The sequence below is a fragment of the Kocuria rosea subsp. polaris genome (genome assembly GCF_001483755.1).
Classification (GTDB): Bacteria; Actinomycetota; Actinomycetes; order Actinomycetales; family Micrococcaceae; genus Kocuria; species Kocuria cellulosilytica.
The window spans coordinates 14,605-37,203 of sequence record NZ_LQBK01000003.1 but is presented as its reverse complement, the minus strand read 5'-3'; the positions used below and the strand labels follow the sequence as shown (position 1 = coordinate 37,203).

The 22,599-nt window shown below is 73.8% G+C and carries 21 protein-coding genes; all 21 read left to right on the top strand.

Annotation, left to right across the window (positions count from 1 at the left end; genetic code table 11):
* Positions 1–329: 329 nt before the first annotated feature.
* Entirely contained in the window at positions 330–962 is a 633-nt protein-coding gene (gene rpsD / locus AVL61_RS01950; protein ID WP_017832285.1) for a 30S ribosomal protein S4, read from the top strand.
* Positions 963–1,156: 194 nt separating this feature from the next.
* Positions 1,157–1,585: a DUF948 domain-containing protein gene (locus AVL61_RS01945; RefSeq protein WP_058872674.1), complete on the top strand. Its 429-nt coding sequence runs from the start codon at positions 1,157–1,159 to the stop codon at positions 1,583–1,585.
* Positions 1,582–1,965 carry a hypothetical protein gene (locus tag AVL61_RS01940; protein ID WP_058872673.1) on the top strand — a complete coding sequence of 128 codons (384 nt, stop codon included), beginning with the start codon at positions 1,582–1,584 and terminating at the stop codon, positions 1,963–1,965. The genes AVL61_RS01945 and AVL61_RS01940 overlap by 4 nt, the downstream gene beginning before the upstream one ends.
* The gene (gene alaS, locus AVL61_RS01935; protein WP_058872672.1) at positions 1,965–4,661 is read left to right on the top strand and encodes an alanine--tRNA ligase; all 2,697 of its coding nucleotides are present in this window, start codon (positions 1,965–1,967) and stop codon (positions 4,659–4,661) included. Before AVL61_RS01940 ends, alaS begins: the two co-directional genes overlap by 1 nt.
* Positions 4,658–5,332 (top strand): Holliday junction resolvase RuvX, encoded by a 675-nt coding sequence (gene ruvX, locus AVL61_RS01930; RefSeq protein ID WP_231738245.1) that lies wholly within the window; start codon positions 4,658–4,660, stop codon positions 5,330–5,332. Before alaS ends, ruvX begins: the two co-directional genes overlap by 4 nt.
* Positions 5,329–6,558: an endolytic transglycosylase MltG gene (locus tag AVL61_RS01925; protein WP_058872670.1), complete on the top strand. Its 1,230-nt coding sequence runs from the start codon at positions 5,329–5,331 to the stop codon at positions 6,556–6,558. The genes ruvX and AVL61_RS01925 overlap by 4 nt, the downstream gene beginning before the upstream one ends.
* Positions 6,528–7,442 (top strand): shikimate dehydrogenase, encoded by a 915-nt coding sequence (locus AVL61_RS01920; protein WP_231738244.1) that lies wholly within the window; start codon positions 6,528–6,530, stop codon positions 7,440–7,442. Before AVL61_RS01925 ends, AVL61_RS01920 begins: the two co-directional genes overlap by 31 nt.
* Positions 7,443–7,505: 63 nt before the next feature.
* The gene (gene aroC, locus AVL61_RS01915; protein WP_058872668.1) at positions 7,506–8,795 is read left to right on the top strand and encodes a chorismate synthase; all 1,290 of its coding nucleotides are present in this window, start codon (positions 7,506–7,508) and stop codon (positions 8,793–8,795) included.
* The gene (locus AVL61_RS01910) at positions 8,792–9,403 is read left to right on the top strand and encodes a shikimate kinase (protein WP_058872667.1); all 612 of its coding nucleotides are present in this window, start codon (positions 8,792–8,794) and stop codon (positions 9,401–9,403) included. The genes aroC and AVL61_RS01910 overlap by 4 nt, the downstream gene beginning before the upstream one ends.
* The gene (gene aroB, locus AVL61_RS01905) at positions 9,400–10,515 is read left to right on the top strand and encodes a 3-dehydroquinate synthase (protein WP_058872666.1); all 1,116 of its coding nucleotides are present in this window, start codon (positions 9,400–9,402) and stop codon (positions 10,513–10,515) included. Before AVL61_RS01910 ends, aroB begins: the two co-directional genes overlap by 4 nt.
* 76 nt (positions 10,516–10,591) lie before the next feature.
* Entirely contained in the window at positions 10,592–11,155 is a 564-nt protein-coding gene (gene efp / locus AVL61_RS01900; RefSeq protein WP_058872665.1) for an elongation factor P, read from the top strand.
* Complete coding sequence (gene nusB / locus AVL61_RS01895; protein WP_058872664.1) at positions 11,152–11,562, top strand: transcription antitermination factor NusB; 411 nt, start codon at positions 11,152–11,154, stop codon at positions 11,560–11,562. Before efp ends, nusB begins: the two co-directional genes overlap by 4 nt.
* A gap of 62 nt (positions 11,563–11,624) precedes the next feature.
* A complete protein-coding gene (locus AVL61_RS01890) occupies positions 11,625–12,563 on the top strand; it encodes an ABC transporter ATP-binding protein (RefSeq protein WP_058872663.1) in 939 nt (312 codons plus the stop codon).
* The gene (locus AVL61_RS01885) at positions 12,553–13,344 is read left to right on the top strand and encodes an ABC transporter permease (RefSeq protein ID WP_197412615.1); all 792 of its coding nucleotides are present in this window, start codon (positions 12,553–12,555) and stop codon (positions 13,342–13,344) included. The genes AVL61_RS01890 and AVL61_RS01885 overlap by 11 nt, the downstream gene beginning before the upstream one ends.
* Before the next feature lie 127 nt (positions 13,345–13,471).
* Positions 13,472–14,095 (top strand): bifunctional pyr operon transcriptional regulator/uracil phosphoribosyltransferase PyrR, encoded by a 624-nt coding sequence (gene pyrR / locus AVL61_RS01880; RefSeq protein ID WP_058872662.1) that lies wholly within the window; start codon positions 13,472–13,474, stop codon positions 14,093–14,095.
* Positions 14,092–15,099: an aspartate carbamoyltransferase catalytic subunit gene (locus tag AVL61_RS01875; protein ID WP_058872661.1), complete on the top strand. Its 1,008-nt coding sequence runs from the start codon at positions 14,092–14,094 to the stop codon at positions 15,097–15,099. Before pyrR ends, AVL61_RS01875 begins: the two co-directional genes overlap by 4 nt.
* Entirely contained in the window at positions 15,096–16,412 is a 1,317-nt protein-coding gene (locus AVL61_RS01870) for a dihydroorotase (protein ID WP_058872660.1), read from the top strand. Before AVL61_RS01875 ends, AVL61_RS01870 begins: the two co-directional genes overlap by 4 nt.
* A gap of 40 nt (positions 16,413–16,452) precedes the next feature.
* The gene (locus AVL61_RS01865) at positions 16,453–16,956 is read left to right on the top strand and encodes a PH-like domain-containing protein (protein ID WP_058872659.1); all 504 of its coding nucleotides are present in this window, start codon (positions 16,453–16,455) and stop codon (positions 16,954–16,956) included.
* 78 nt (positions 16,957–17,034) lie between these two features.
* Complete coding sequence (gene carA, locus AVL61_RS01860; RefSeq protein ID WP_058872658.1) at positions 17,035–18,282, top strand: glutamine-hydrolyzing carbamoyl-phosphate synthase small subunit; 1,248 nt, start codon at positions 17,035–17,037, stop codon at positions 18,280–18,282.
* A 1-nt stretch (position 18,283) separates the two neighbouring features.
* Complete coding sequence (gene carB / locus AVL61_RS01855) at positions 18,284–21,610, top strand: carbamoyl-phosphate synthase large subunit (protein WP_058872657.1); 3,327 nt, start codon at positions 18,284–18,286, stop codon at positions 21,608–21,610.
* The gene (gene pyrF, locus AVL61_RS01850) at positions 21,603–22,517 is read left to right on the top strand and encodes an orotidine-5'-phosphate decarboxylase (RefSeq protein WP_058872656.1); all 915 of its coding nucleotides are present in this window, start codon (positions 21,603–21,605) and stop codon (positions 22,515–22,517) included. The genes carB and pyrF overlap by 8 nt, the downstream gene beginning before the upstream one ends.
* Positions 22,518–22,599: the final 82 nt, after the last annotated feature.

The window sequence follows — 22,599 nt, the reverse complement described above, 5'->3', positions numbered from 1 at the left end:
CGGTCCGCATTGTGGGGGCGGTCCGCATTGTGGGGGCGGTCCGCATTGTGGGGGCCGGCCCGCACTGTGCGGGCCCGGGGCGCGCCGCGGGCCCGCACACGCTATAGTGGGACGTCGGCCGGCAAGGCCCGTGCTCCCGCACGCCCGGCGCACCGCCTCAACCACGGTGCACGGCGAGCGGCCACGGCGCTTGTAGGACCGGAGGATTGCGGCTGATCCTCACCTCTCCGGCGGGACCGATCCCGTCCTCGGAGGCCGGACCGAACAGAACACGCTCCCCCCGCGCCGGGCACCGGACGGGGGAGGGCACCGCATTGTGAAAGGTAAACGTGGCTAACAACACGCGTGCGCGCCGCCAGGTGCGCAAGTCCCGCGCCCTCGGGATCGCCCTGACCCCGAAGGCCGAGAAGTACTTCGAGCGCCGTCCCTACGGCCCCGGTGAGCACGGCCGTGCCCGCCGGAAGGCCGACTCGGACTACGCCGTCCGGCTGCGCGAGAAGCAGCGTCTCCGGGCGCAGTACAACATCCGCGAGAAGCAGATGCACATCGCCTATGTCGAGGCCAAGCGCCAGGAGGGGCAGACCGGTGAGAACCTGGTCGCCCTGCTGGAGTCCCGCCTGGACGCCCTGGTCCTGCGCTCCGGCTTCGCCCGGACCATGGCCCAGGCCCGCCAGATGGTCGTGCACCGCCACATCCTGGTGGACGGCGAGCGGGTGGACCGCCCCTCCTACCAGGTCAAGGAGGGCCAGCTGATCCACGTGCACGCCAAGTCGGAGAAGATGGTGCCCTTCCAGGTCGCCGCCGCCGGCGCGCACCAGGCCGTGCTGCCCGACACCCCGGGCTACCTCGACGTGCAGATCGAGAAGCTGCAGGCCAAGCTGGTCCGCAAGCCCAAGCGCGCCGAGGTCCCCGTGACCTGCGAGGAGCAGCTCGTGGTGGAGTACTACGCCCGCATGGCCTGATCCTGCGGGCTCCTGCTCCCGGGACGCCCCGGGAGCAGGGCCTTACCGGCGGAGAGCCCGCGGCGCCTGCGCCGCGGGCTCTCCCGTTCGGTACAGTTGATCCCCGGGCACCGCACCGTTGCCCGGCACCGCACGCCCGGGCGGCCCCGCCGCCCCGGTCCCCTCGACCCGACCAGCAAGGAGCGCGCCGCCCCATGACCGGTGGAGAAATCGCAGGACTGCTCGCCGCGGGGGTGTTCGCCGTGCTGGTCCTCCTGCTCGCGGTGCCGATCCTCAAGCTCGGCAAGGTCTTCGACGAGCTGCGGCTGACGATCCGCTCGCTCAACAACGAGACCGTCCCCCTCATCGACGAGGTCACCCGCACCGTCTCGACCACCAACTCCCAGCTCGAGAAGGTGGACGGCATCACGACCAACGTCTCCGACGCCTCCGCGAACGTCTCCGCGCTGTCCTCCCTGGTGGCCTCCACCGTGGGCCAGCCGCTGATCAAGGTCGCCGCGTTCTCCCACGGCGTGCGCCGGGCGTTCACCGGCGACACCGCGACGGGCGGCGCCCACCGGGCCGACCGCTTCGGGACCGCCGACGAGCCGGTCCCCGGCGCCCCGGGGGAGGACCGGCCATGAGCTTCTGGGGCAGGCTCGCCCTCGTGGCCGCCGGCGGGGTGCTCGGCGCCGCCGCCACCCGGTTCGCCCGCTCGACCGGCCAGGACCTCGCCGTCCGGGAGGCCGCCGGCACCGCGCGCACCCCCCGCGCCGGGGACTGGCGGTCCCGGCTCTACCGGTTCGCCGCCGCCGTGCGGGCGGGCATGGACGAACGGGAGGCCGAGCTGCGCGAGTCCTTCGGCGTGGCCGCGCCCCGGCCGCCGGCCGCGCGCCTCGCCGCCCGCGACACCGCCCCGCCGGTGCTCGACGGCACCACCGCTCCCCACGGGGCCGAGGCCTCGGCGGACCCCACCGACCCCTCGACACCCCCCTCGACCCACCGCGAAGGAAAGCACCGGTAATGCTGTCTCAGGAAATCACCAAGCGCTGGCTGGACTACTTCGAAGGCCAGGGCCACACCGTGGTGCCCTCCGCCTCGCTCATCTCCTCCCAGCCCGGTGCCATGTTCACCATCGCGGGCATGGTCCCGTTCATCCCGTACTTCCTCGGCCAGGAGACCGCCCCCTACCGGCGCGCCACGTCCATCCAGAAGTGCATCCGCACCCTCGACATCGACGAGGTGGGCAAGACCGCCCGGCACGGCACGTTCTTCCAGATGGCCGGCAACTTCTCCTTCGGGGACTACTTCAAGGAGCGGGCCATCCCCATGGCCTGGGAGCTGCTCACCGGACCCGTGGACGAGGGCCGCTTCGGCCTGGACCCGGACCGGCTGTGGGTCACCGTGTACGAGGACGACGAGGAGTCCTACACGCTGTGGAAGGACACCGTGGGCGTGCCCGCCGAGCGGATCCAGCGGATGGGCCGGGACGAGAACTACTGGGACACCGGCCAGCCCGGCCCCGCGGGCCCCGACTCGGAGATCTTCTACGACCGCGGCCCCCGGTACGGCCGGGAGGGCGGGCCGGCCGTCGACGACGACCGGTACATCGAGATCTGGAACCTCGTCTTCATGCAGTACCAGCGCGGCGAGGGCACGGGCAAGGACTACGAGATCCTGGGCGACCTGCCCGAGAAGAACATCGACACCGGCCTCGGCGTGGAGCGCCTGGCCATGCTCCTGCAGGGCGTGGAGAACTTCTACGAGACCGACCAGGTCCGGCCCGTCCTCGACCGGGCGGCCGAGCTCTCCGGCAAGCGCTACCGCGGCTCGGAGAAGCCGGGGGAGGAGGGCTACGAGGACGACGTGCGGATGCGCGTGGTCGCCGACCACGTCCGCTCCTCGCTGATGCTCATCGCCGACGGCGTCAGTCCCTCCAACGAGGGCCGCGGGTACATCCTGCGCCGCCTGCTGCGCCGCGCGATCCGCGCGATGCGCCTGATGGGCGTCACCGAGCCCTGCCTGCCCGTGCTGCTGCCCGCCTCCCGGGACGCCATGCGCGGCGTCTACCCCTACGTGGCCGAGGACTTCGAGCGGATCTCCCGGATCGCCTACGCCGAGGAGCGGGCGTTCCTGAAGACCATCGAGTCCGGGACCACCCGGCTCAACGAGGCGGTGGCCGGCGCCCGGCAGCAGGGCCGGACCGTCTCGGGCGCGGAGGCCTTCGCCCTGCACGACACCTACGGCTTCCCCATCGACCTGACCCTGGAGATGGCCGCCGAGGCCGGGGTCGCGGTCGACGAGACGGCCTTCCGCGGTCTCATGGAGGAGCAGCGCCACCGCGCGCAGCAGGACGCCCGCGCCAAGAAGGGCGCCCACGCCGACCTCTCGGTGTTCCGCCGGCTCGTGGACGAGGGCGGCTCGGTGTTCACCGGCTACACCCGGCTGGGGCACGGGACGGTGCTGCGCGCCCTGCTGCAGGACGGCGTGAGCGTCCCCGCCGCGCCGGCCGGGACGCACGTGGAGGTGGTCCTGGACGAGACGCCGTTCTACGCCGAGGCCGGCGGCCAGGCCGCCGACCGGGGCACGATCTCCGGCGACGGGTTCGTGCTCGAGGTCACCGACGTCCAGCAGCCCGTGAAGGGGCTGTCCGTGCACCAGGCGGTGGTGCGCGAGGGCGAGGCCCTCTCCGGCGCCACGGTGCACGCCCAGGTGGACGTCGCCCGGCGCCGTGCCGCCGAGGCCGCCCACACCGGCACCCACATCGTGCACGCGGCCCTGCACGACGTCCTCGGCCCCGAGGCCGTCCAGCGCGGCTCGTTCAACAAGGAGGGCTACCTGCGCTTCGACTTCGCGTGGGGCGAGGGCCTCGGAGAGGCCCAGCGCCAGGAGATCGAGGAGGTCTCCAACGCCGCGATCCACGCCAACCACGAGGTCGTGACCCAGGAGATGGCCCTCGCCGAGGCGAAGGCCATGGGCGCCATGTCCCTGTTCGGCGAGAAGTACGGGGACCGGGTGCGCGTGGTCGAGCTCAACGGCCCGTGGTCCCGGGAGCTGTGCGGCGGCACGCACGTGGGCGGCACGGCCCAGATCGGCTCGCTCACGCTGCTGACCGAGCAGTCCGTGGGCTCGGGCAACCGCCGCGTCGAGGCGCTCGTGGGGCTGGACTCGTTCCGGCACCTCGCCGCCGAGCGGACCCTCGTGCACCAGCTGACCGGCATGCTCAAGGCGCAGTCCTCCGCGGAGCTGCCCGAGCGCCTGGCGGGCACCCTCGAGAAGCTGAAGTCGGCCGAGAAGGAGCTCGCGGTGCTGCGCCGGGAGAAGCTGCAGGCGCAGGCGGGGTCCCTGCTCGACGGGGTGCGCCAGGTCGGCCCGGTCAAGGTCCTCGCCCACGACATGGGGGAGGTCTCCGGGGCCGACGACGTCCGCTCGCTCGCGCTCGACCTGCGCGGCCGGATGACGGCCGAGCCCTTCGTGGTCGCCGTCACGGGCACCGCCAAGGGCCGGCCCCTGGTCCTCGTGGCCACCACCGAGGGCGCCCGCGACGCGGGCGTGCAGGCCGGCCGGCTCGTGCGCACCGCCGCCCAGGTCCTCGGCGGCGGCGGCGGCGGCAAGGACGACATCGCCCAGGGCGGCGGGCAGGACCCCGCCCAGGTCGGGGCCGCCCTGGACGCGGTGCTGGCCGACATCGCCCGGGCGACGGGCGGCACCGCCGCGTGAGCGACGCCTTCGCCCGGGGACGGCGGATGGGGGTCGACGTCGGCCTCGTCCGCGTCGGGGTGGCCCTGTGCGACCCCGACGGCATCCTCGCCACGCCGCTCACCACGCTGCGGCGCGACCCCCGGAAGGGCTTCGACGTGAAGCTGCTGGCCGGCCTGGTCCAGGAGCACGACGTCGTCGCCGTCTACGTCGGCCTGCCCCGCAGCCTCGACGGCGGGGAGAACGCCTCCACCGCGATGGCCCGCGACTACGCGGAGGCCCTCGTGCGGCGGCTGCGCGTGAAGGGCCGCGAGGTGCCGGTGCGGCTGGTCGACGAGCGCCTCAGCACGGTGGACGCCCACCGGGCGCTCCTCGAGGCCGGGGTCTCCCGCCGGGACCACATGGACAAGGTCGACCAGGTGGCCGCGGCCACCATCCTGCAGAGCGCCGTGGACCGGGCCAGGGCGACCGGTGCGGAGCCCGGGGCGCCGGTGGACCCGCCGGTCCCTGCCGCCGCGGAACCGGCGGTCGCGCATAATGGGGGGGACCTCGACGGGCACGGTCCCGCCGGGGCGCAGGACGGGCAGCCGTCCCGCGAGGCCGGGAGCACGGCCGAGGACACCGCCGGAGCGCCCGACCGGGCGCGGACGGCACCGTTGACGACCACCGATCCGGACGGAGAGCATTCGTGAGCGACGATCCGTACGACCAGTCGGCGTCCCGCCGACCCGAGGGAGCCCGCGAGTCCTCCGGAGGCGGCGGCGGTCTGGGGAGCCTCCTGGACGCGCCGTCCTCGCGGCAGCCCTCCACCGGCCTGCGCGGCGTCTTCGAGCACGAGGAGCTCACCCCGGAGCAGGTCAAGCGGCGGCAGCGCCGCGGCCGCGTGTCCCTCACCACGGCCATCGCCCTGTTCCTGCTCGCCGCGCTGATCACCGTGTCCGTGCTCGGCTCGACCTTCGGCTGGTTCGAGATCCGCGACTACCGCGGTGACGGCAAGGACCCCGTGACGTTCTCCGTGGGCCAGGGCGCCACCACCGGGCAGATCGCCGTGGCGCTCCAGGAGCAGGGTATCGTGGCGGACGCCGAGACGTTCGTCGAGACCTACCAGGAGGAGCACGCCGAGCAGTTCATCCAGCCGGGCGAGTACGAGCTGCGCACGGAGATGAGCTCCGAGGCCGCCGTGGACGCGCTCATGGAGGAGGACGAGGCCACCCACTACGCGGCGGTCAACCGGACCCTGCGCATGTCCGACGTCTTCGGGGTCCTCAGCGAGTCCACGGGCATCCCGGTCTCCGAGTTCGAGGCCTACGAGGAGGACACGGAGGCGTTCGGGATCCCCGGGCGCTTCCCGACCCTCGAGGGCTGGCTGCACCCGGGGGAGTACCGGTTCCCGCTGGACGCCACCGCGGAGCAGATCCTGCGCGACATGGTGGACCGCACCCGGGCGACCCTGGAGGACAACGGTGTCAGCGGCGAGGACAGGATCTTCGAGGTGCTCACCATCGGCTCGATCATCGAGTTCGAGGTCCAGCCCGAGCACTACGACGTGGTGGCGGGCGCGATCCAGAACCGCCTCGACAACCCCGACGGCGAGACCTCCGGGTTCATCCAGTCCGACGCGTCCGTGACCTACGGCCTCGACCGCAGGAGCTACGACTTCACGGAGGAGGAGCGCCGCGACGAGTCCAACCGGTACAACACCTTCGCCAACCCGGGGCTGCCCGTGGGCCCGATCGGCTCCCCGGGCGACGCCGCCATCGCAGCGGCCGCCGACCCGCAGGAGAACGACTACTACTTCTGGGTCACCGTGAACCTCGACACGGGCGAGACAAAGTTCTCCGAGACCTACGCGCAGCACCTCGAGTACGTGGAGGAGTACAACCAGTGGTGCAGCGAGAACGAGGGCCGGTGCGGGTGAGCCCCGCCCACGCGGCCGTGGTGGGCCACCCCATCGGCCACTCGAGGTCCCCGGACCTGCACCGCGCCGCGTACGCGGTGCTGGGCGAGGACGTGGACTACGACGCCCACGACCTCGTCGAGGAGCAGCTCCCGCCGTTCGTCGACGCCCGCCGCGGCGACCCCGCCTGGCGCGGGCTGTCGGTGACGATGCCCCTCAAGTCGGTCGCCGCGGCGTGCGCCGACGAGCTGACGGGACTGGGGGACGCGGTCGGCGCGGTCAACACCCTGCTCTTCCGCGCCGACGGGACGGTCCTGGGCCACAACACCGACGTCACGGGCATCGTGGGCGCGGTGCTCGCGGCGGGCACGGTCCCGGACGCGCCCCGGGCCGCCGTCCTGGGCGGTGGGGGCACGGCCACGGCCGCGGTCGCCGCCGCGCAGCTGCTCGGAGCCTCCTCCGTGGACGTCTTCGTGCGCTCCGCGGTCCGCGCCGGGCGCGCCGCCGAGGCGGGCCGCCGGCTCGGGATCCCCGTGCTCCTGCGCGCCTGGGACGAGGCGCCGGGCCTGCTGGCCGGCTACGACGTGGTCGTCTCGACCCTCCCACCGCACGGCGCCGACGAGCTGGCGGCGCAGCTCGAGGCCGGTTCCCCGGCGACCACGGGCGTCCTGCTGGACGCCGCCTACGATCCGTGGCCGTCGGCGGTCGCCGGGGCCTGGGCCCGGGCCGGGGGAGCGGTGGCCCCGGGACTCGATATGCTGATCTTCCAGGCGGTGGACCAGATCCGCCTGTTCACCGGCCGTGATCCGGGCACACCCCTGCCCCGGGAACAGGACGTGATCGCGGCGATGTGCACGGCGGTGGGGCGGCCCGTCCTCCCCGTCCCGTCCCTGCCCCGCACCTGAGACCCGTCGGCGGCCGCGCCCTGCGGACCCGGCCGACGAGACCCCGAAACGGAAAGAGTTGTTATGTTGCGTTGGCTCACGGCCGGCGAGTCGCACGGCGAGGCGCTCGTCGGGATCATCGAGGGCGTCCCCGCGGGGGTGAGCCTGACCAGCCAGGACGTCCGCGACGCCCTGGCCCGCCGCCGTCTCGGCTACGGGCGGGGCGCGCGGATGAAGTTCGAGCAGGACCAGGTGCGCCTGCTCGGCGGCGTGCGCCACGGCGTGACCCAGGGCGGACCGGTGGCGATCGAGATCGCCAACACCGAGTGGCCCAAGTGGCGCGAGGTGATGTCCGCGGACCCCGTGGACGATGAGGTGCTCGAGGGCCGTGCCCGCAACGCCCCCCTGACCCGCCCCCGCCCCGGCCACGCCGATCTCACCGGGATGCAGAAGTACGGCTTCGACGAGGCCCGCCCCGTGCTGGAGCGGGCCAGCGCCCGGGAGACCGCCACGCGCGTGGCCCTCGGCGCCGTCGCCGCGAAGATGCTCGAGGCCGTGGGTGTGCGCCTCGTCTCCCACACGACCGCCGTGGGCGCCGTGAGCGCGCCGGTGGACGCCCCGCGGCCGCTGCCCGCGGACGTGGCCGCCCTCGACGCCGACCCCCTGCGGTGCTTCGACCCCGCCACGGCGGAGTCCATGGTGGCGGCGGTGGACGCCGCGCACAAGGACGGGGAGACCCTCGGGGGCGTCGTGGAGGTCCTCGCCTACGGCCTGCCGCCGGGACTCGGCTCCTACGTGCACTGGGACCGCCGGCTGGACTCCCGCCTCGCCGGGGCGCTGATGGGCATCCAGGCGATCAAGGGCGTCGAGGTCGGGGACGGCTTCCTGACCGCGTCCCGCCCCGGGTCCGAGGCCCACGACGAGATCGCCCGCGGCGCCGACGGCGCGGTGCGCCGCGTGAGCAACCGGGCCGGCGGGATCGAGGGCGGCATGTCCATCGGGGACGTCCTGCGCGTGCGCGCGGCCATGAAGCCCATCGCCACCGTGCCGAAGGCCCTGCGCACCGTCGACGTCGCGACCGGCGAGGCCGCCCGGGCCCACCACCAGCGCTCGGACGTGTGCGCCGTGCCCGCGGCCGGCGTGGTGGCCGAGGCGATGGTGGCCCTCGTGCTCGCCGACGCCGTGACGGAGAAGTTCGGCGGGGACTCGATCGCCGAGACCGCCCGCAACAAGGACGCCTACCTCGCCGCCGTCCCGGAGAACCTGCACTCCTCCGGCGAGCTCGGGCAGTTCGAGGGCGACGCCGCGGCGCGCGACGACCACATGGGCGACCCGCTCGTGGCGCCCGCCGAGACGGGGGAGGGCCAGGCGTGAACGCGCAGTTCCCCGCCCCGGCCGACGGCACCGCGGTCCCGCAGCGGCCCGTGGTGCTCATCGGCCCCATGGCCGCCGGCAAGTCCTTCCTGGCCCTGCACATGTCCAAGTTCTACGGTTACGACTTCGTGGACGCCGACCAGGTGATCGTCTCCCGCTACGGCGTGATCTCGGGGATCTTCGCGGAGCACGGCGAGAAGTACTTCCGCGACCTCGAGGCGGACACCATCGCCGAGATCCTCCGGGACCCCGACCACGCCAACGCGATCTTCTCCGTGGGCGGCGGCGCCCCCATGACCCCGTCCACCCGGGAGCTGCTGCGCCACGAGCTCGTCGCCTACCTCGAGGTGGACGCCGAGACCGTGCTCCCCAGGATCAGCGGCAACCGGACCCGGCCCATGCTCCAGCCGGACCCGGAGCGGCGCTGGCAGGAGCTCTACGAGTCCCGGCGCGCCTGCTACGAGGAGCTCGCCGACATCACCCTCGACGGCACCCGCAACCGACCCGTCGCGGAGATCGGCGCCGACCTCGAGGCGGAGCTCGTCCGCCTGCGGTCCGCGCGGGCCGCCGGCGGCACCACCGACAGCACCCAGGAGGTCCAGGCATGAGCGAGTCCGCTCCCCGCACCGTCACGACCATCCCCGTCACCGGGGACCGTCCGGCCGAGAACTACGACGTCCTCGTGGGCCACGGGCTGCTCGGGGAGGTCCCCCGCGTGCTCGGCGACCGGGTCCAGCGCGTGCTGGTCATCCACCCGAGGGCGCTGCGCAGCACCGGCGACGTGGTCATGGAGGAGCTGCGCGGCCAGGGCTACCAGGCGTTCACGGCCGAGATCCCCGACGCCGAGGAGGGCAAGCACGTCCAGGTGGCGTCCTTCTGCTGGCAGGTCCTGGGGCAGAACGACTTCACCCGCTCGGACGCCATCGTCTCCGTGGGCGGGGGAGCGGTCTCCGACCTCGCGGGCTTCGTGGCCGCCACCTGGCTGCGCGGGGTGCGGGTGGTGCACGTGCCCACGACCCTGCTCGGCATGGTGGACGCCGCCGTGGGCGGCAAGACCGGGATCAACACCGCGGAGGGCAAGAACCTCGTGGGCGCCTTCCACCCGCCCGCGGCCGTGCTGTGCGACCTCGACACGCTGCGGACGCTGCCCGAGAACGAGCTGCTCACCGGCATGGCGGAGGTCGTCAAGTGCGGCTTCATCGCCGACGAGCGGATCCTCGAGCTCATCGAGGGCCACCCGGAGGCGGTGCGGGACTCGCAGTCCGAGGTGGTGCGCGAGCTCGTGGAGCGCGGCATCCGGGTCAAGGCCGAGATCGTCTCCGGCGACCTGCGGGAGGCCGGGCGCCGGGAGGTGCTCAACTACGGGCACACCCTCGGCCACGCGATCGAGCACAACGAGCGCTACCAGTGGCGCCACGGCGCGGCGGTCGCCGTGGGGATGGTCTTCGCCGCGGAGCTCGCCCGCACCGCCGGCAGCCTGGCCGACGACGTCGTCGAGCGCCACCGCAGCGTCCTCACCGCCCTGGGGCTGCCCACCGCCTACCGGTGGGACCAGTGGCCCCGGCTGCTCGAGGTCATGAAGCGGGACAAGAAGACCCGCGGGAACCTGCTGCGCTTCGTCGTCCTCGACGCCGTCGGCAAGCCCCGTGTCCTCGAGGTCCCCGACCCCGCGATCCTCTTCGCGACCTACCAGGAAATCGCCGAGGGCGCGCCCCGCTAGACTGGTCCGCGGTCCGGGACGACACCGGCCGACCGCGCCGACCTGCCGACTTCGCAGACAGACAGAGAGAGAACCTGTGGCTACCACGAACGACATCAAGAACGGCACCGTCCTGAAGCTGGAGGGCAACCTCTGGAACGTCATCGAGTTCCAGCACGTCAAGCCGGGCAAGGGCGGGGCGTTCGTGCGCACCAAGATGCGCAACATCCGGTCCGGGAAGGTCGTCGACAAGACTTTCAACGCCGGCGCCAAGATCGAGACGGCCACCGTGGACCGCAGCGAGTACCAGTACCTGTACCAGGACGGCGCCGACTACGTCTTCATGGACAACAAGACCTACGACCAGATCACCGTCCCCGGTGAGGTGGTGGGCGACGCCGCCAACTTCATGCTCGAGAACCTCAACGCCACCATCGCGATGTACGAGGGCGCCCCGCTGTACATCGAGCTGCCGGCGTCCGTGGTGCTCGAGATCACCTACACCGAGCCGGGCCTGCAGGGCGACCGCTCCACCGGCGGCACCAAGCCCGCCACCGTGGAGACCGGCTACCAGATCCAGGTGCCGCTGTTCCTCGAGCAGGGCACCAAGGTCAAGGTCGACACCCGCACGGGTGACTACCTGGGCCGCGTCAACGAGTGAGCGCCCGGGGCAAGGCGCGCCGGCGCGCCGTGGAGATCCTCTTCGAGGCCGAGCAGCGCGCCGAGGACGCCCGCGAGGTCATGGAGCGGCGCCGGCTGCACAGCGACTCGCTGGTCTCCCCGTACGCCGAGGAGCTCGTGCTCGGCGTCACGATGCGCCGCGGTGAGCTCGACGAGTACCTCGAGACGTACTCCCAGGGCTGGACCCTCGAGCGGATGCCGGCCGTGGACCGCAACGTGCTGCGCGTGGGCGCCTGGGAGCTGCTGTTCAACGACGACGTCCCGGACGGGGTCGCCGTGGCCGAGGCCGTGTCCCTCGCCAAGGAGCTCGCGGGGGACGACTCCCCGCGCTTCGTCAACGGCCTCCTGGGCCGGCTGCAGAAGATGAAGCCGACCCTGCTGGGCTGATCGGCACGCCCGGGGCGCTAGCATGGCCGGGAGCACGGCCCGCCGTTCCCGGGGAGGTCCCGATGACAGCTCCCGCACTGCGCCTGCAGGGCGTCTCGAAGCACTACGGGACCGTGCGCGCGGTCGACCGCGTCTGCCTCGAGGTCGCCCCGGGGGAGATCTACGCGCTGCTGGGGCTCAACGGCGCCGGGAAGACCACGGTGATGCGGATGGTCCTCGGCATGGTCCGGCCCGCGGCCGGCTCCGTCACGGTGCTCGGCCGCGGCCGCGGCGAGCGGTCGGTGTGGGCCGAGGTCGGCTACCTCGTGGAGGCCGCCTCCGCCTACCCGGAGCTGACCGTGCGGGAGAACCTCGAGGTCGCCCGCCGGCTGCGCCGGCTGCGGTCCCCGGCCGCGGTCGAGGACGCCGTGGAGCTCCTCGGTCTGCGCGAGCACGCCGACCGTCTCGCCCGCGTCCTGTCCCAGGGCAACCTGCAGCGGCTGGCCCTGGCCCGGGCCGTGCTGCACCGCCCGTCCCTGCTGGTCCTCGACGAGCCGGTCAACGGGCTGGACCCGGCCGGCGTGGTCGAGGTGCGCACCCTGCTCGAGCGCCTCGCCCGCGAGCACGGCACCGCCGTGCTGCTCTCCAGCCACATCCTCGGCGAGGTCGCCCGCGTGGCCACCCGGATCGGGGTCCTGCACCGCGGCGCGCTGCTCGACGAGTTCGCCACCGCCGCCCTGCCCGACCGGGTCCGCCGCCGGCTCGAGCTCAGCACGCGCGACGACGACCGGGCGGTGCGGGTCCTGGCCGCCGCCGGCTTCGCGGCCCGGCGCGGGCCCCGCGCGCTCGTGCTCGACGCGGACGGGGCCACGGACCGGCCGGACGCCGTGGCCGCCGCCCTGGTGCACGGCGGCGTGCCGCCCACGGGCCTGACGGTGGTCCGCGAGGACCTCGAGGCCTACTTCCTGCGCCTGGTGGGCGCGCAGGCCCCGGAGCAGCAGGAGGCCTCCGGTGCCCGCTGAGCTGGTGGCCGCCCTGCACGCCGAGGCCCTGAAGCTGCGCCGCTCGCGCGTGCCGTGGGCCACCGCCGGGGCCGTCCTGCTCGCCGGGGCCGTGGGGGCGTTCTTCATGTTCGTGCTCCAGGACGTCGACCGCGCCCGGACCCTGGGGCTGCTGGGGACCAAGGCCCAGCTCACCGGGGGCACCGCGGACTGGGCGGGGTACTTCTCCCTCACCGGGCAGACCGTCTCGGTGGGCGGGCTCGTGATCTTCGGGACCGCGGCGATCTGGCTGTTCGGCCGGGAGTTCTCCGACCGCACCGCCACGGACCTGCTGGCCCTGCCCACCTCCCGCACCGCCGTGGTCCTGGCGAAGCTGCTGCTGCTGCTCGGCTGGTGCGGGGTGCTCACGGTGCTCCTCGTGCTGCTCGTGCTCGTCCTCGGCGCGGGCCTCGGACTGCCCGGCTGGTCGGCCGGCGCCGCCCTGCGCGGGGCCGGCGGCGTCCTCGGCGCCGGGCTGCTCACGGCGGGCCTGGCCGTGCCGTACGGGCTGGCCGCGAGCGTGGGGCGGGGCTACCTGCCCGCCGTGGCGGTGCTCTTCTTCACCGTGCTCACGGCCCAGGTGCTCGCCGCCGTCGGCCACGGCGCGTGGTTCCCCTGGGCCGTGCCCGCCCTGCTCGCCGGGACCGCCGGCCCGGCCGCCGCGGACACCGGCTGGGCCGGGCCCCTGGGCGTGGGGCTCGTTGCCCTCGGCTCGGCCGCGGCCACCGCGGCCTGGTGGGAGCGGGCCGACCACAGCGCCTGACCGGGCCCGCACGGCCGGAGGAGGCGCAGGTCACGCCCGGCCCGGGGGGTGCGGGCCGCTGTGCTAGTTTGGGGCGAGCAAGCAACCTTTAAGTCCGTCCTGTGAGGCGGGGAAGGAGGCGGCACCCATGAACGACGACACCTCCACGGCCGGTCCCGCCACGGGACCCGCGGCCGCGCGCGTCATCCTCTCGGCAGCCGACATCGACCGCGCCCTGACGCGCATCGCCCACGAGATCCTCGAGGCCAACAAGGGCAGCTCGGACCTCGTGCTGCTGGGCATCCCGCGCCGCGGCTATCCGCTGGCCCAGCGGATCGCCGCCAAGATCGCCGCGACCGACCCCGGCTTCGACGCCGCCGCGAGCCTCGGCCAGCTCGACGTCACGATGTTCCGCGACGACCTGCGCAAGAACCCCGCCCGCGCCCCCCAGCCGACCCGCATCCCCGTGCAGGGCATCGACGGGCGCACCGTGGTCCTCGTCGACGACGTCCTGTACTCCGGGCGCACCGTGCGCGCCGCCCTCGACGCCCTCGTGGACGTCGGGCGCCCCCGCGTGGTCCGGCTCGCCGTGCTCGTCGACCGTGGCCACCGGGAGCTGCCCGTCCGCGCCGACCACGTGGGCAAGAACCTGCCCACCTCCTCGCAGGAGAAGGTGCGGGTCCGGCTGGCCGAGACCGACCCGGAGCCCCGCGCGCAGGAGAACGCCGACTGCGTGGTCATCGAGACCACCGTGCCGGGGGCCGGCGCATGAGGCACCTGCTGTCCACGAAGGACCTCTCCTACGACGCCGCCCTGACGGTCCTGGACACCGCGGACCAGATGGCCGCCGTGGGCCAGCGCTCCGTCAAGAAGCTCCCCGCACTGCGGGGCCGCACCGTGGTCAACCTCTTCTTCGAGGACTCCACCCGCACCCGCATCTCCTTCGAGACAGCGGCCAAGCGCCTGTCCGCGGACGTGCTGAACTTCTCCGCCAAGGGCTCCTCGGTCTCGAAGGGCGAGTCGCTCAAGGACACCGCCCAGACCCTCGCGGCGATGAGCGCCGACGCCGTGGTGATCCGGCACTCGGCCTCCGGCTCCCCGCAGCAGCTCGCCGAGTCCGACTGGATCGACGCCGCCGTGGTCAACGCCGGGGACGGCACCCACGAGCACCCCACCCAGGCGCTGCTCGACGCCATGACGCTGCGCCAGCACCGTGCCCGCACCGAGGGCCGGGAGAGCACCCGCGGGCTCGACCTCGACGGCCTGCACGTGGTGATCGTCGGCGACGTCCTGCACTCCCGGGTGGCCCGCTCCGACCTGTGGCTGTTCACCACCCTCGGCGCCCGCGTGACCTTCGTGGCCCCGCCCACGCTGCTGCCGGTCGGCATCGCGGACTGGCCGTGCCGGGTGGTCTTCTCGCTCGACGAGGCGCTGGACCCGGCCCCGGACGCCGTGATGATGCTGCGCGTGCAGCGCGAGCGGATGCACGCGGCGTTCTTCCCGACCGCCCAGGAGTACGCCCGGGAGTGGGGGCTGACCCCCGAGCGGGTCGCGGCCCTCGACGCCGCCGGGGCGTCCACGGCGATCATGCACCCGGGACCCATGAACCGGGGCCTGGAGATCTCCTCGGCCGCGGCGGACTCCCCGCGCTCCACCGTCCTGGACCAGGTGCGCAACGGCGTCTCCGTGCGGATGTCGGTGCTCTACCTGCTGCTGTCCGGCGACGACCTCGACCCCACCTCCACCCCGCACCCCAGGAGCGCTGACCTCTCGTGACCTCGTACCTCATCCAGGGCGCCCAGCCGTACGGCGAGCAGGCCGCCGACATCCTCGTCGAGGACGGCGTGGTCCGGCGCATCGGCCCCGACCTCGCCGGGGCCGCGGGCGGCGCGCGCGTCGTCGACGCCGCCGGGCTCGTGGCCCTGCCCGGTCTCGTGGACATCCACACCCACCTGCGCGAGCCGGGCCGGGAGGACGCCGAGACCGTCGAGACGGGCACCCGCGCGGCCGCCCTCGGCGGCTACACCGCCGTCTTCGCCATGGCGAACTCCGACCCCGTGGCGGACACGGCCGGCGTCGTCGAGCAGGTCCACGAGCTGGGCCGCTCCGCCGGCTGGGTCGAGGTCCGGCCCGTGGGCGCCGTGACCGTGGGCCTGAAGGGGGAGCGGCTGTCCGAGATCATGGCGATGGCCGAGTCCCGCGCCGGCGTGCGGATGTTCTCCGACGACGGCATGTGCGTGCACGACCCGGTGCTGATGCGCCGGGCGCTCGAGTACGTCAAGGGCTTCGACGGCGTCGTGGCCCAGCACGCCCAGGAACCGCGCCTGACCGAGGGCGCCCAGATGAACGAGGGCTCCGTCTCCGCCGAGCTCGGGCTCACGGGCTGGCCCGCCGTCGCCGAGGAGGCGATCATCGCCCGCGACGTCCTGCTCGCCGAGCACGTCGGCTCCCGCGTGCACATCTGCCACCTCTCCACGAAGGGCTCCGTGGACATCGTCCGCTGGGCCAAGCGGCGCGGCATCGACGTCACCGCGGAGGCCACCCCGCACCACCTGCTGCTCACCGACGAGCGGGTCCGCAGCTTCGACCCGGTGTTCAAGGTCAACCCGCCGCTGCGCACGGACGAGGACGTGCACGCCCTGCGCGAGGCCGTGGCCGACGGCACCATCGACGTGATCGGCACCGACCACGCGCCGCACCCCGCCGAGGACAAGGAGTGCGAGTGGTCCTGCGCGGCCAACGGGATGACCGGGCTCGAGACCGCGCTGTCCGTGGTCCAGCTCAGCCTCGTGGACACCGGCCTCCTGACGTGGCGCGACGTCGCCCGGATCACCTCGGCGACCCCCGCCCGGATCGGCCGCCTGGCCGGCCAGGGCCGGCCGCTCGCGGAGGGCGAGCCGGCGAACATCACCCTGTGGGACCCGGCGGCCACCACCGTGGTGGACCCCGCCCGGCACGCGTCCAAGGGCCGCAACAGCCCCTACCGCGGCATGGAGCTGCCCGGCGCGGTCCGGGCCACCTTCTTCCGCGGCCACCCCACCGTCCTGGACCGGGCGCTCAACACCCCCGCCCCGGTGCCCGCCGCCTGACCGCTCCGACCCCCTTCCACCGCCCGGAGGCCCCCGTCCCATGGACCAGCTCACCACCGTGCTCGTCACGGTCCTCGTCCTCGCCGTGCTCTTCGCCCTGCTCCGCCGGGGCTGGACCACGCGCGTGCGGCGCCAGTCCGGGATCCCCGCGCCGGCCGCGCCGCCCGCGGGCCTCGAGGAGCGCGAGCCCCGGCTCGTGGTCCCGGGCATGTACGTGAGCACCACGGAGACCGGCGCCCCGCTCGAGCGGATCGCCGCCCACGGCCTGGGCGTGCGCGCCCGGGCGAGGGCGCTGGTCCTCGAGGACGGCGTGCTCCTCGACCGGCAGGGCGCCCCGGCCCTGTTCGTCCCCGCCGCTGACCTCGTGGCCGTGGGCACCAGCTCCGGCATGGTCGGGAAGTTCGTGGAGCGGGACGGGCTCGCCGTGCTCACCTGGAGGCTCGGCCCCACCGTGGTGGACACCGGCTTCCGCACCCAGCGGGCCGAGGACAAGCAGCGGCTCCTCGCCGCCGTGGAGGCGATCGTCCCGGCACCGCACTCCTGACCCGCCGGCGGCACCCCGCCGCCCCGCCGCAACGACCCCCAGACTTGACGACCCACAGACCTGAACGTGAGGACGACCTTGAGCTCGATCACCACTGAACCCGCCGTGCTCGTGCTGGAGGACGGCCGCGTCTTCCGCGGCCGCGCCTACGGCGCCCTCGGCACCGCCCTCGGCGAGGCCGTGTTCTCCACCGGCATGACCGGCTACCAGGAGACCATCACCGACCCCTCCTACGCCGGCCAGCTCGTCGTGCAGACCGCCCCGCACATCGGCAACACCGGCGTCAACGCCGCCGACGCCGAGTCCCGGCGGATCTGGGTGTCCGGCTACGTCGTGCGCGACGCGGCCCGCCGCCCGTCCAACTGGCGCTCCGAGGGCTCCCTCGACGAGGAGCTGGCCGCGCAGGGCGTCGTCGGCATCCAGGACGTCGACACCCGGGCGATCACCCGCCACCTGCGGGACCGCGGCGCGATGCGCGGCGGGATCTTCTCCGGGGACGCCGCGCTGCGCCCGGACGCCGAGCTCGTGGCCGAGGTCGGCACCGCCGAGCGGATGGAGGGCCGCCGGCTCGCCGAGACGGTCTCGGCGCCGGAGGCCTACGTCGTGGAGCCCGCCGAGCACGGCTGGACCGGCGAGGTGCTGCACGAGCTCGTGGCGGTGGACCTGGGGATCAAGTCGATGACCCCCCACCGCTTCGCCGAGCGCGGCGTGCGCGTGCACGTCGTGCCCGCCGGCACGGACTTCGAGCAGATCCGGGCCCTGGACCCGCGCGGGGTGTTCTTCTCCAACGGCCCCGGCGACCCCGCCACCGCCGAGCGGCAGATCGAGACCCTGCGGGAGGTGCTCCGCGCCGGCATCCCGTTCTTCGGCATCTGCTTCGGCAACCAGCTGCTGGGCCGTGCCCTGGGCTTCGGCACCTACAAGCTGGTCTTCGGCCACCGGGGGATCAACCAGCCGGTGCTGGACCGGAGGACCGGGCGCGTGGAGATCACCGCCCACAACCACGGCTTCGCCGTCGACGCCCCCCTGGACGGCCCGGTCGAGGCGCCCCTGGGCGAGTTCGGGCGCGTCGAGGTCAGCCACGTGTGCCTCAACGACGACGTGGTGGAGGGGCTCAACTGCCTCGACCTGCCCGCGTTCTCGGTGCAGTACCACCCGGAGGCCGCAGCCGGCCCGCACGACGCCTCCTACCTCTTCGGCCGGTTCATCGAGCTGATGGACAGCCACCGGGACGGCCGCGCCGACCCGACCATCGACAACGCCGTCCCCGGCGGCGCCCAGGGCGCGCAGGAGTCCCGGGACGCAGACACGGAAGGGCAGAACTGACATGCCGCGCAGGACAGACCTCACCAGCGTTCTGGTCATCGGCTCCGGGCCGATCGTCATCGGCCAGGCCGCGGAGTTCGACTACTCGGGCACGCAGGCCCTGCGGGTGCTCAAGGAGGAGGGCCTGCGGGTCATCCTCGTGAACTCCAACCCCGCGACCATCATGACCGACCCCGAGTTCGCCGACGCGACCTACGTGGAGCCCATCACCCCCGAGGTGGTGGAGAAGATCATCGCCAAGGAGCGGCCCGACGCCCTGCTGCCGACCCTGGGCGGGCAGACGGCCCTCACCGCGGCCATCGCCCTCGACGCGAACGGCGTGCTCGAGAAGTACGGCGTGGAGCTCATCGGGGCGGACGTCCAGGCGATCAACCTCGCCGAGGACCGGGAGGCGTTCAAGGGCGTCGTGGAGCGCTGCGGCGCCGAGTCCGCCCGCTCCGTGATCGTGCACTCCATGCCGGAGGCCCTCGCCGCCGCCGAGCAGCTGGGCTACCCCATGGTGGTGCGCCCGTCCTTCACGATGGGCGGACTGGGCTCGGGCATGGCCTACGACGAGGAGGACCTGCACCGCATCGCCGGCGCCGGCATCCAGTACAGCCCGACCTCCGAGGTGCTCCTCGAGGAGTCGATCCTCGGCTGGAAGGAGTACGAGCTGGAGATGATGCGCGACAAGCACGACAACGTCGTGGTCGTGTGCTCCATCGAGAACCTGGACCCCGTCGGGGTGCACACCGGGGACTCGATCACCGTGGCCCCGGCCATGACCCTGACCGACCGCGAGTACCAGAAGCTGCGCGACATCGCGATCGCCGTGATCCGCGAGGTCGGGGTGGACACCGGCGGGTGCAACGTCCAGTTCGCGGTCGAGCCGGACACCGGCCGCGTCGTCGTCATCGAGATGAACCCGCGGGTCTCCCGGTCCTCGGCGCTGGCCTCCAAGGCCACCGGATTCCCGATCGCCAAGATCGCCACGAAGCTGTCGCTCGGCTACACCCTGGACGAGATCCCCAACGACATCACGCAGAAGACCCCGGCGTCCTTCGAGCCGGCGCTGGACTACGTCGTGGTGAAGATCCCGCGCTTCGCGTTCGAGAAGTTCCCGGCCGCGGACCCCACGCTGACCACCACCATGAAGTCGGTCGGCGAGGCCATGGCGATCGGGCGCAACTTCACCGAGGCGCTGCAGAAGGCCATGCGCTCCCTCGAGCAGAAGGGCTCGAGCTTCTCGTTCGTGCGCGCCGAGCTCGACGACGACGCCCTGGCGCGGCTCGTCCACGCCACGCGGACGCCCACCACGGAGCGCCTCCAGCAGGTCCAGCAGGCCCTGCTGGCCGGCGCGTCGGTGGAGCGGCTCTACGAGGCCACCGGCATCGACCCCTGGTTCCTCGACCAGCTGGTGCTGCTCAACGAGGTCGCCGACGCCGTGCGCGAGGACGGCGACCTCACGGTCCGCACCCTGCGCCTGGCCAAGCGGCACGGCTTCTCCGACGCCCAGATCGGCGAGCTCGCCCACCTGTCCGAGGACGTGGTGCGCGGCGTGCGCCACGCGCTGGGCATCCGGCCCGTGTTCAAGACCGTGGACACGTGCGCGGCGGAGTTCGAGGCGTTCACCCCCTACCACTACTCCTCCTACGACGAGGAGAGCGAGGTGGGCCGGCACGAGCGCCCCTCGATCATGATCCTGGGCTCGGGGCCGAACCGGATCGGGCAGGGCATCGAGTTCGACTACTCGTGCGTGCACGCGTCCATGGTGCTGCGCGAGGCCGGTCACGAGACCGTCATGGTCAACTGCAACCCGGAGACCGTCTCCACCGACTACGACATCTCCACGCGGCTGTACTTCGAGCCGCTGACCTTCGAGGACGTCATGGAGGTCGTCGAGACCGAGCGGCGCACCGGCGGGCTGCTCGGGGTGTTCGTGCAGCTGGGCGGGCAGACCCCGCTCAAGCTCGCCGCCCAGCTCAAGGCCGCGGGGGTGCCGATCCTGGGCACCACCCCGGAGGCCATCGACCTCGCCGAGGACCGCGGGGAGTTCGCCCGCGTGCTCGGCGAGGCCGGCCTGCGCCAGCCCAAGAACGGCACGGCGTCCACCTTCGAGGACGCCAAGCGGATCGCGGACGACATCGGCTACCCCGTGCTCGTGCGCCCCTCGTACGTGCTCGGCGGCCGCGGCATGGAGATCGTCTACGACGAGCCGGCCCTGGCCCGCTACCTGCAGAACGCCACGGAGGTCTCGGCCTCGCGGCCCGCGCTGATCGACAAGTTCCTCGAGGACGCCATCGAGATCGACGTGGACGCCCTCTACGACGGCCGGGAGCTCTACGTGGGCGGCGTCATGGAGCACCTCGAGGAGGCCGGCATCCACTCCGGCGACTCCGCGTGCACCCTGCCCTCCATCACCCTCGGCCCCGACGTGGTCGAGCGCGTGCGCGAGGCCACCCTGGCCATCGCCCGCGGCGTGGGCGTGTGCGGGCTGATCAACATCCAGTTCGCCGTGGCCTCCGACATCCTCTACGTCATCGAGGCGAACCCGCGGGCCTCCCGCACCGTGCCGTTCGTGTCCAAGGCCACGGGCGTGCAGCTGGCCAAGGCCGCCGCCCTCATCGGCACCGGCACGACCATCGCCCAGCTGCGGGCCCAGGGGCACCTGCCCCAGCGGATCGACGGCTCCACGCTGCCGGCCTCGGCCCCCGTGGCCGTGAAGGAGGCCGTGCTGCCGTTCGCGCGCTTCCGCACCGCCGAGGGGGCCGTGGTCGACTCCCTGCTGGGCCCGGAGATGCGCTCCACCGGCGAGGTCATGGGCCTGGACAAGTACTTCGACACGGCCTTCGCCAAGGCCCAGGCCGCCGCGAACGTCTCCCTGCCCACGTCCGGGCGGATGTTCGTCTCGGTGGCCAACAAGGACAAGCGCTCCTCGATCGCCTACGTGCGGATGTTCCGCGACCTCGGCTTCGAGATCCTCGCCACCGGTGGGACCGCGGACGTGCTGCGCCGCAACGGCATCGAGTCCACCGTGGTCCGCAAGATCCGGGAGACGGCTCCCGGCGAGCGGACCATCGTGGACCTGATCGCGGACGGGGAGATCGACCTGATCTTCAACACCCCGGCCGGCGGCGCCGCCCGCGGCGACGGCTACGAGATCCGCGCCGCGGCCACCAGCGTGGGCGTGCCCCTGATGACCACGGTCTCCGTGCTGGGCGCCGCCCTGCAGGCCGTCACCGCGCTGCGCTCCTACTCGTGGGACGTCACGAGCCTGCAGGAGCACGAGCAGCGCCTGGAGGCCCTGCTCCGCGCCGAGGAGTCCGAGCCCGAGGCCGTGCGTGCCTGAGCGCGCGGCCCCGGTGCCCCCCGCCCCCGGCCGCGCGCCCTTCGGCGCCCGGCTGGGGGCGGCGATGGACGAGCACGGCCCCCTGTGCGTGGGCGTCGACCCGCACCCGGGCCTGCTGGACGCGTGGGACCTGCCCCGCTCCGCCGAGGGACTGCGCCGGTTCACCCTGACGGTCCTGGAGGCGGCCGCCGGCCACGCCGCCGCCCTCAAGCCCCAGGTGGCGCTGTACGAGCCCTACGGCGCCGCCGGCTTCGCCGTGCTCGAGGAGCTGCTCGCCGAGGCCCGCTCGGCGGGCCTGCTGACCGTCGCCGACGCCAAGCGCGGCGACATCGGCTCCACGATGGAGGCCTACGCGGCCGCGTGGCTGGGGGAGGGGTCCCCGCTCGCGGCCGACGCCGTGACCCTGAGCCCGTACCTCGGCTTCGAGTCCCTGCGCCCGGCCCTGGACCTGGCCGCCCGGACCGGGCGCGGCACGTTCGTGCTGGCGCTCACCTCCAACCCCGAGGGCCGCTCCGTCCAGCACGCCGGGGGCCGCGAGTCGGTGGCGGGCGCGGTGTGCGCCGCGGCCGCGGCCGAGAACGCCCGGCTCCTCGCGACCGCGGACGGGACCGCCGCCGGGACGGCCCGGGACGGCCTGGGCTCCTGCGGGCTCGTGGTGGGCGCCACGGTCGGCGCCGCCCCCGCCGAGCTGGGCCTCGACCTGGCCGCCGTGCGCGGGCCGCTGCTCGCCCCGGGCTACGGCGCGCAGGGCGCCCGCGCCGAGGAGCTGCCGGCCGTGTTCGGCACCGCGGCCGGCCAGGTGCTCGCGGCCTCGAGCCGGGCGATCCTGCGCCGCGGACCGGACGCCGCGGCGCTGCGGGAGGCGGTCCGCCGCTCCGCCGGGGAGCTGGCGGCCGCGCTGGGCTGAGCTCCCCGCCGGTCCCGGCACGTGCCCCGGCGGGGTCCCCGATGACGACACCCCTGGTCACGCCACGGTCGTGTTGCCGAGC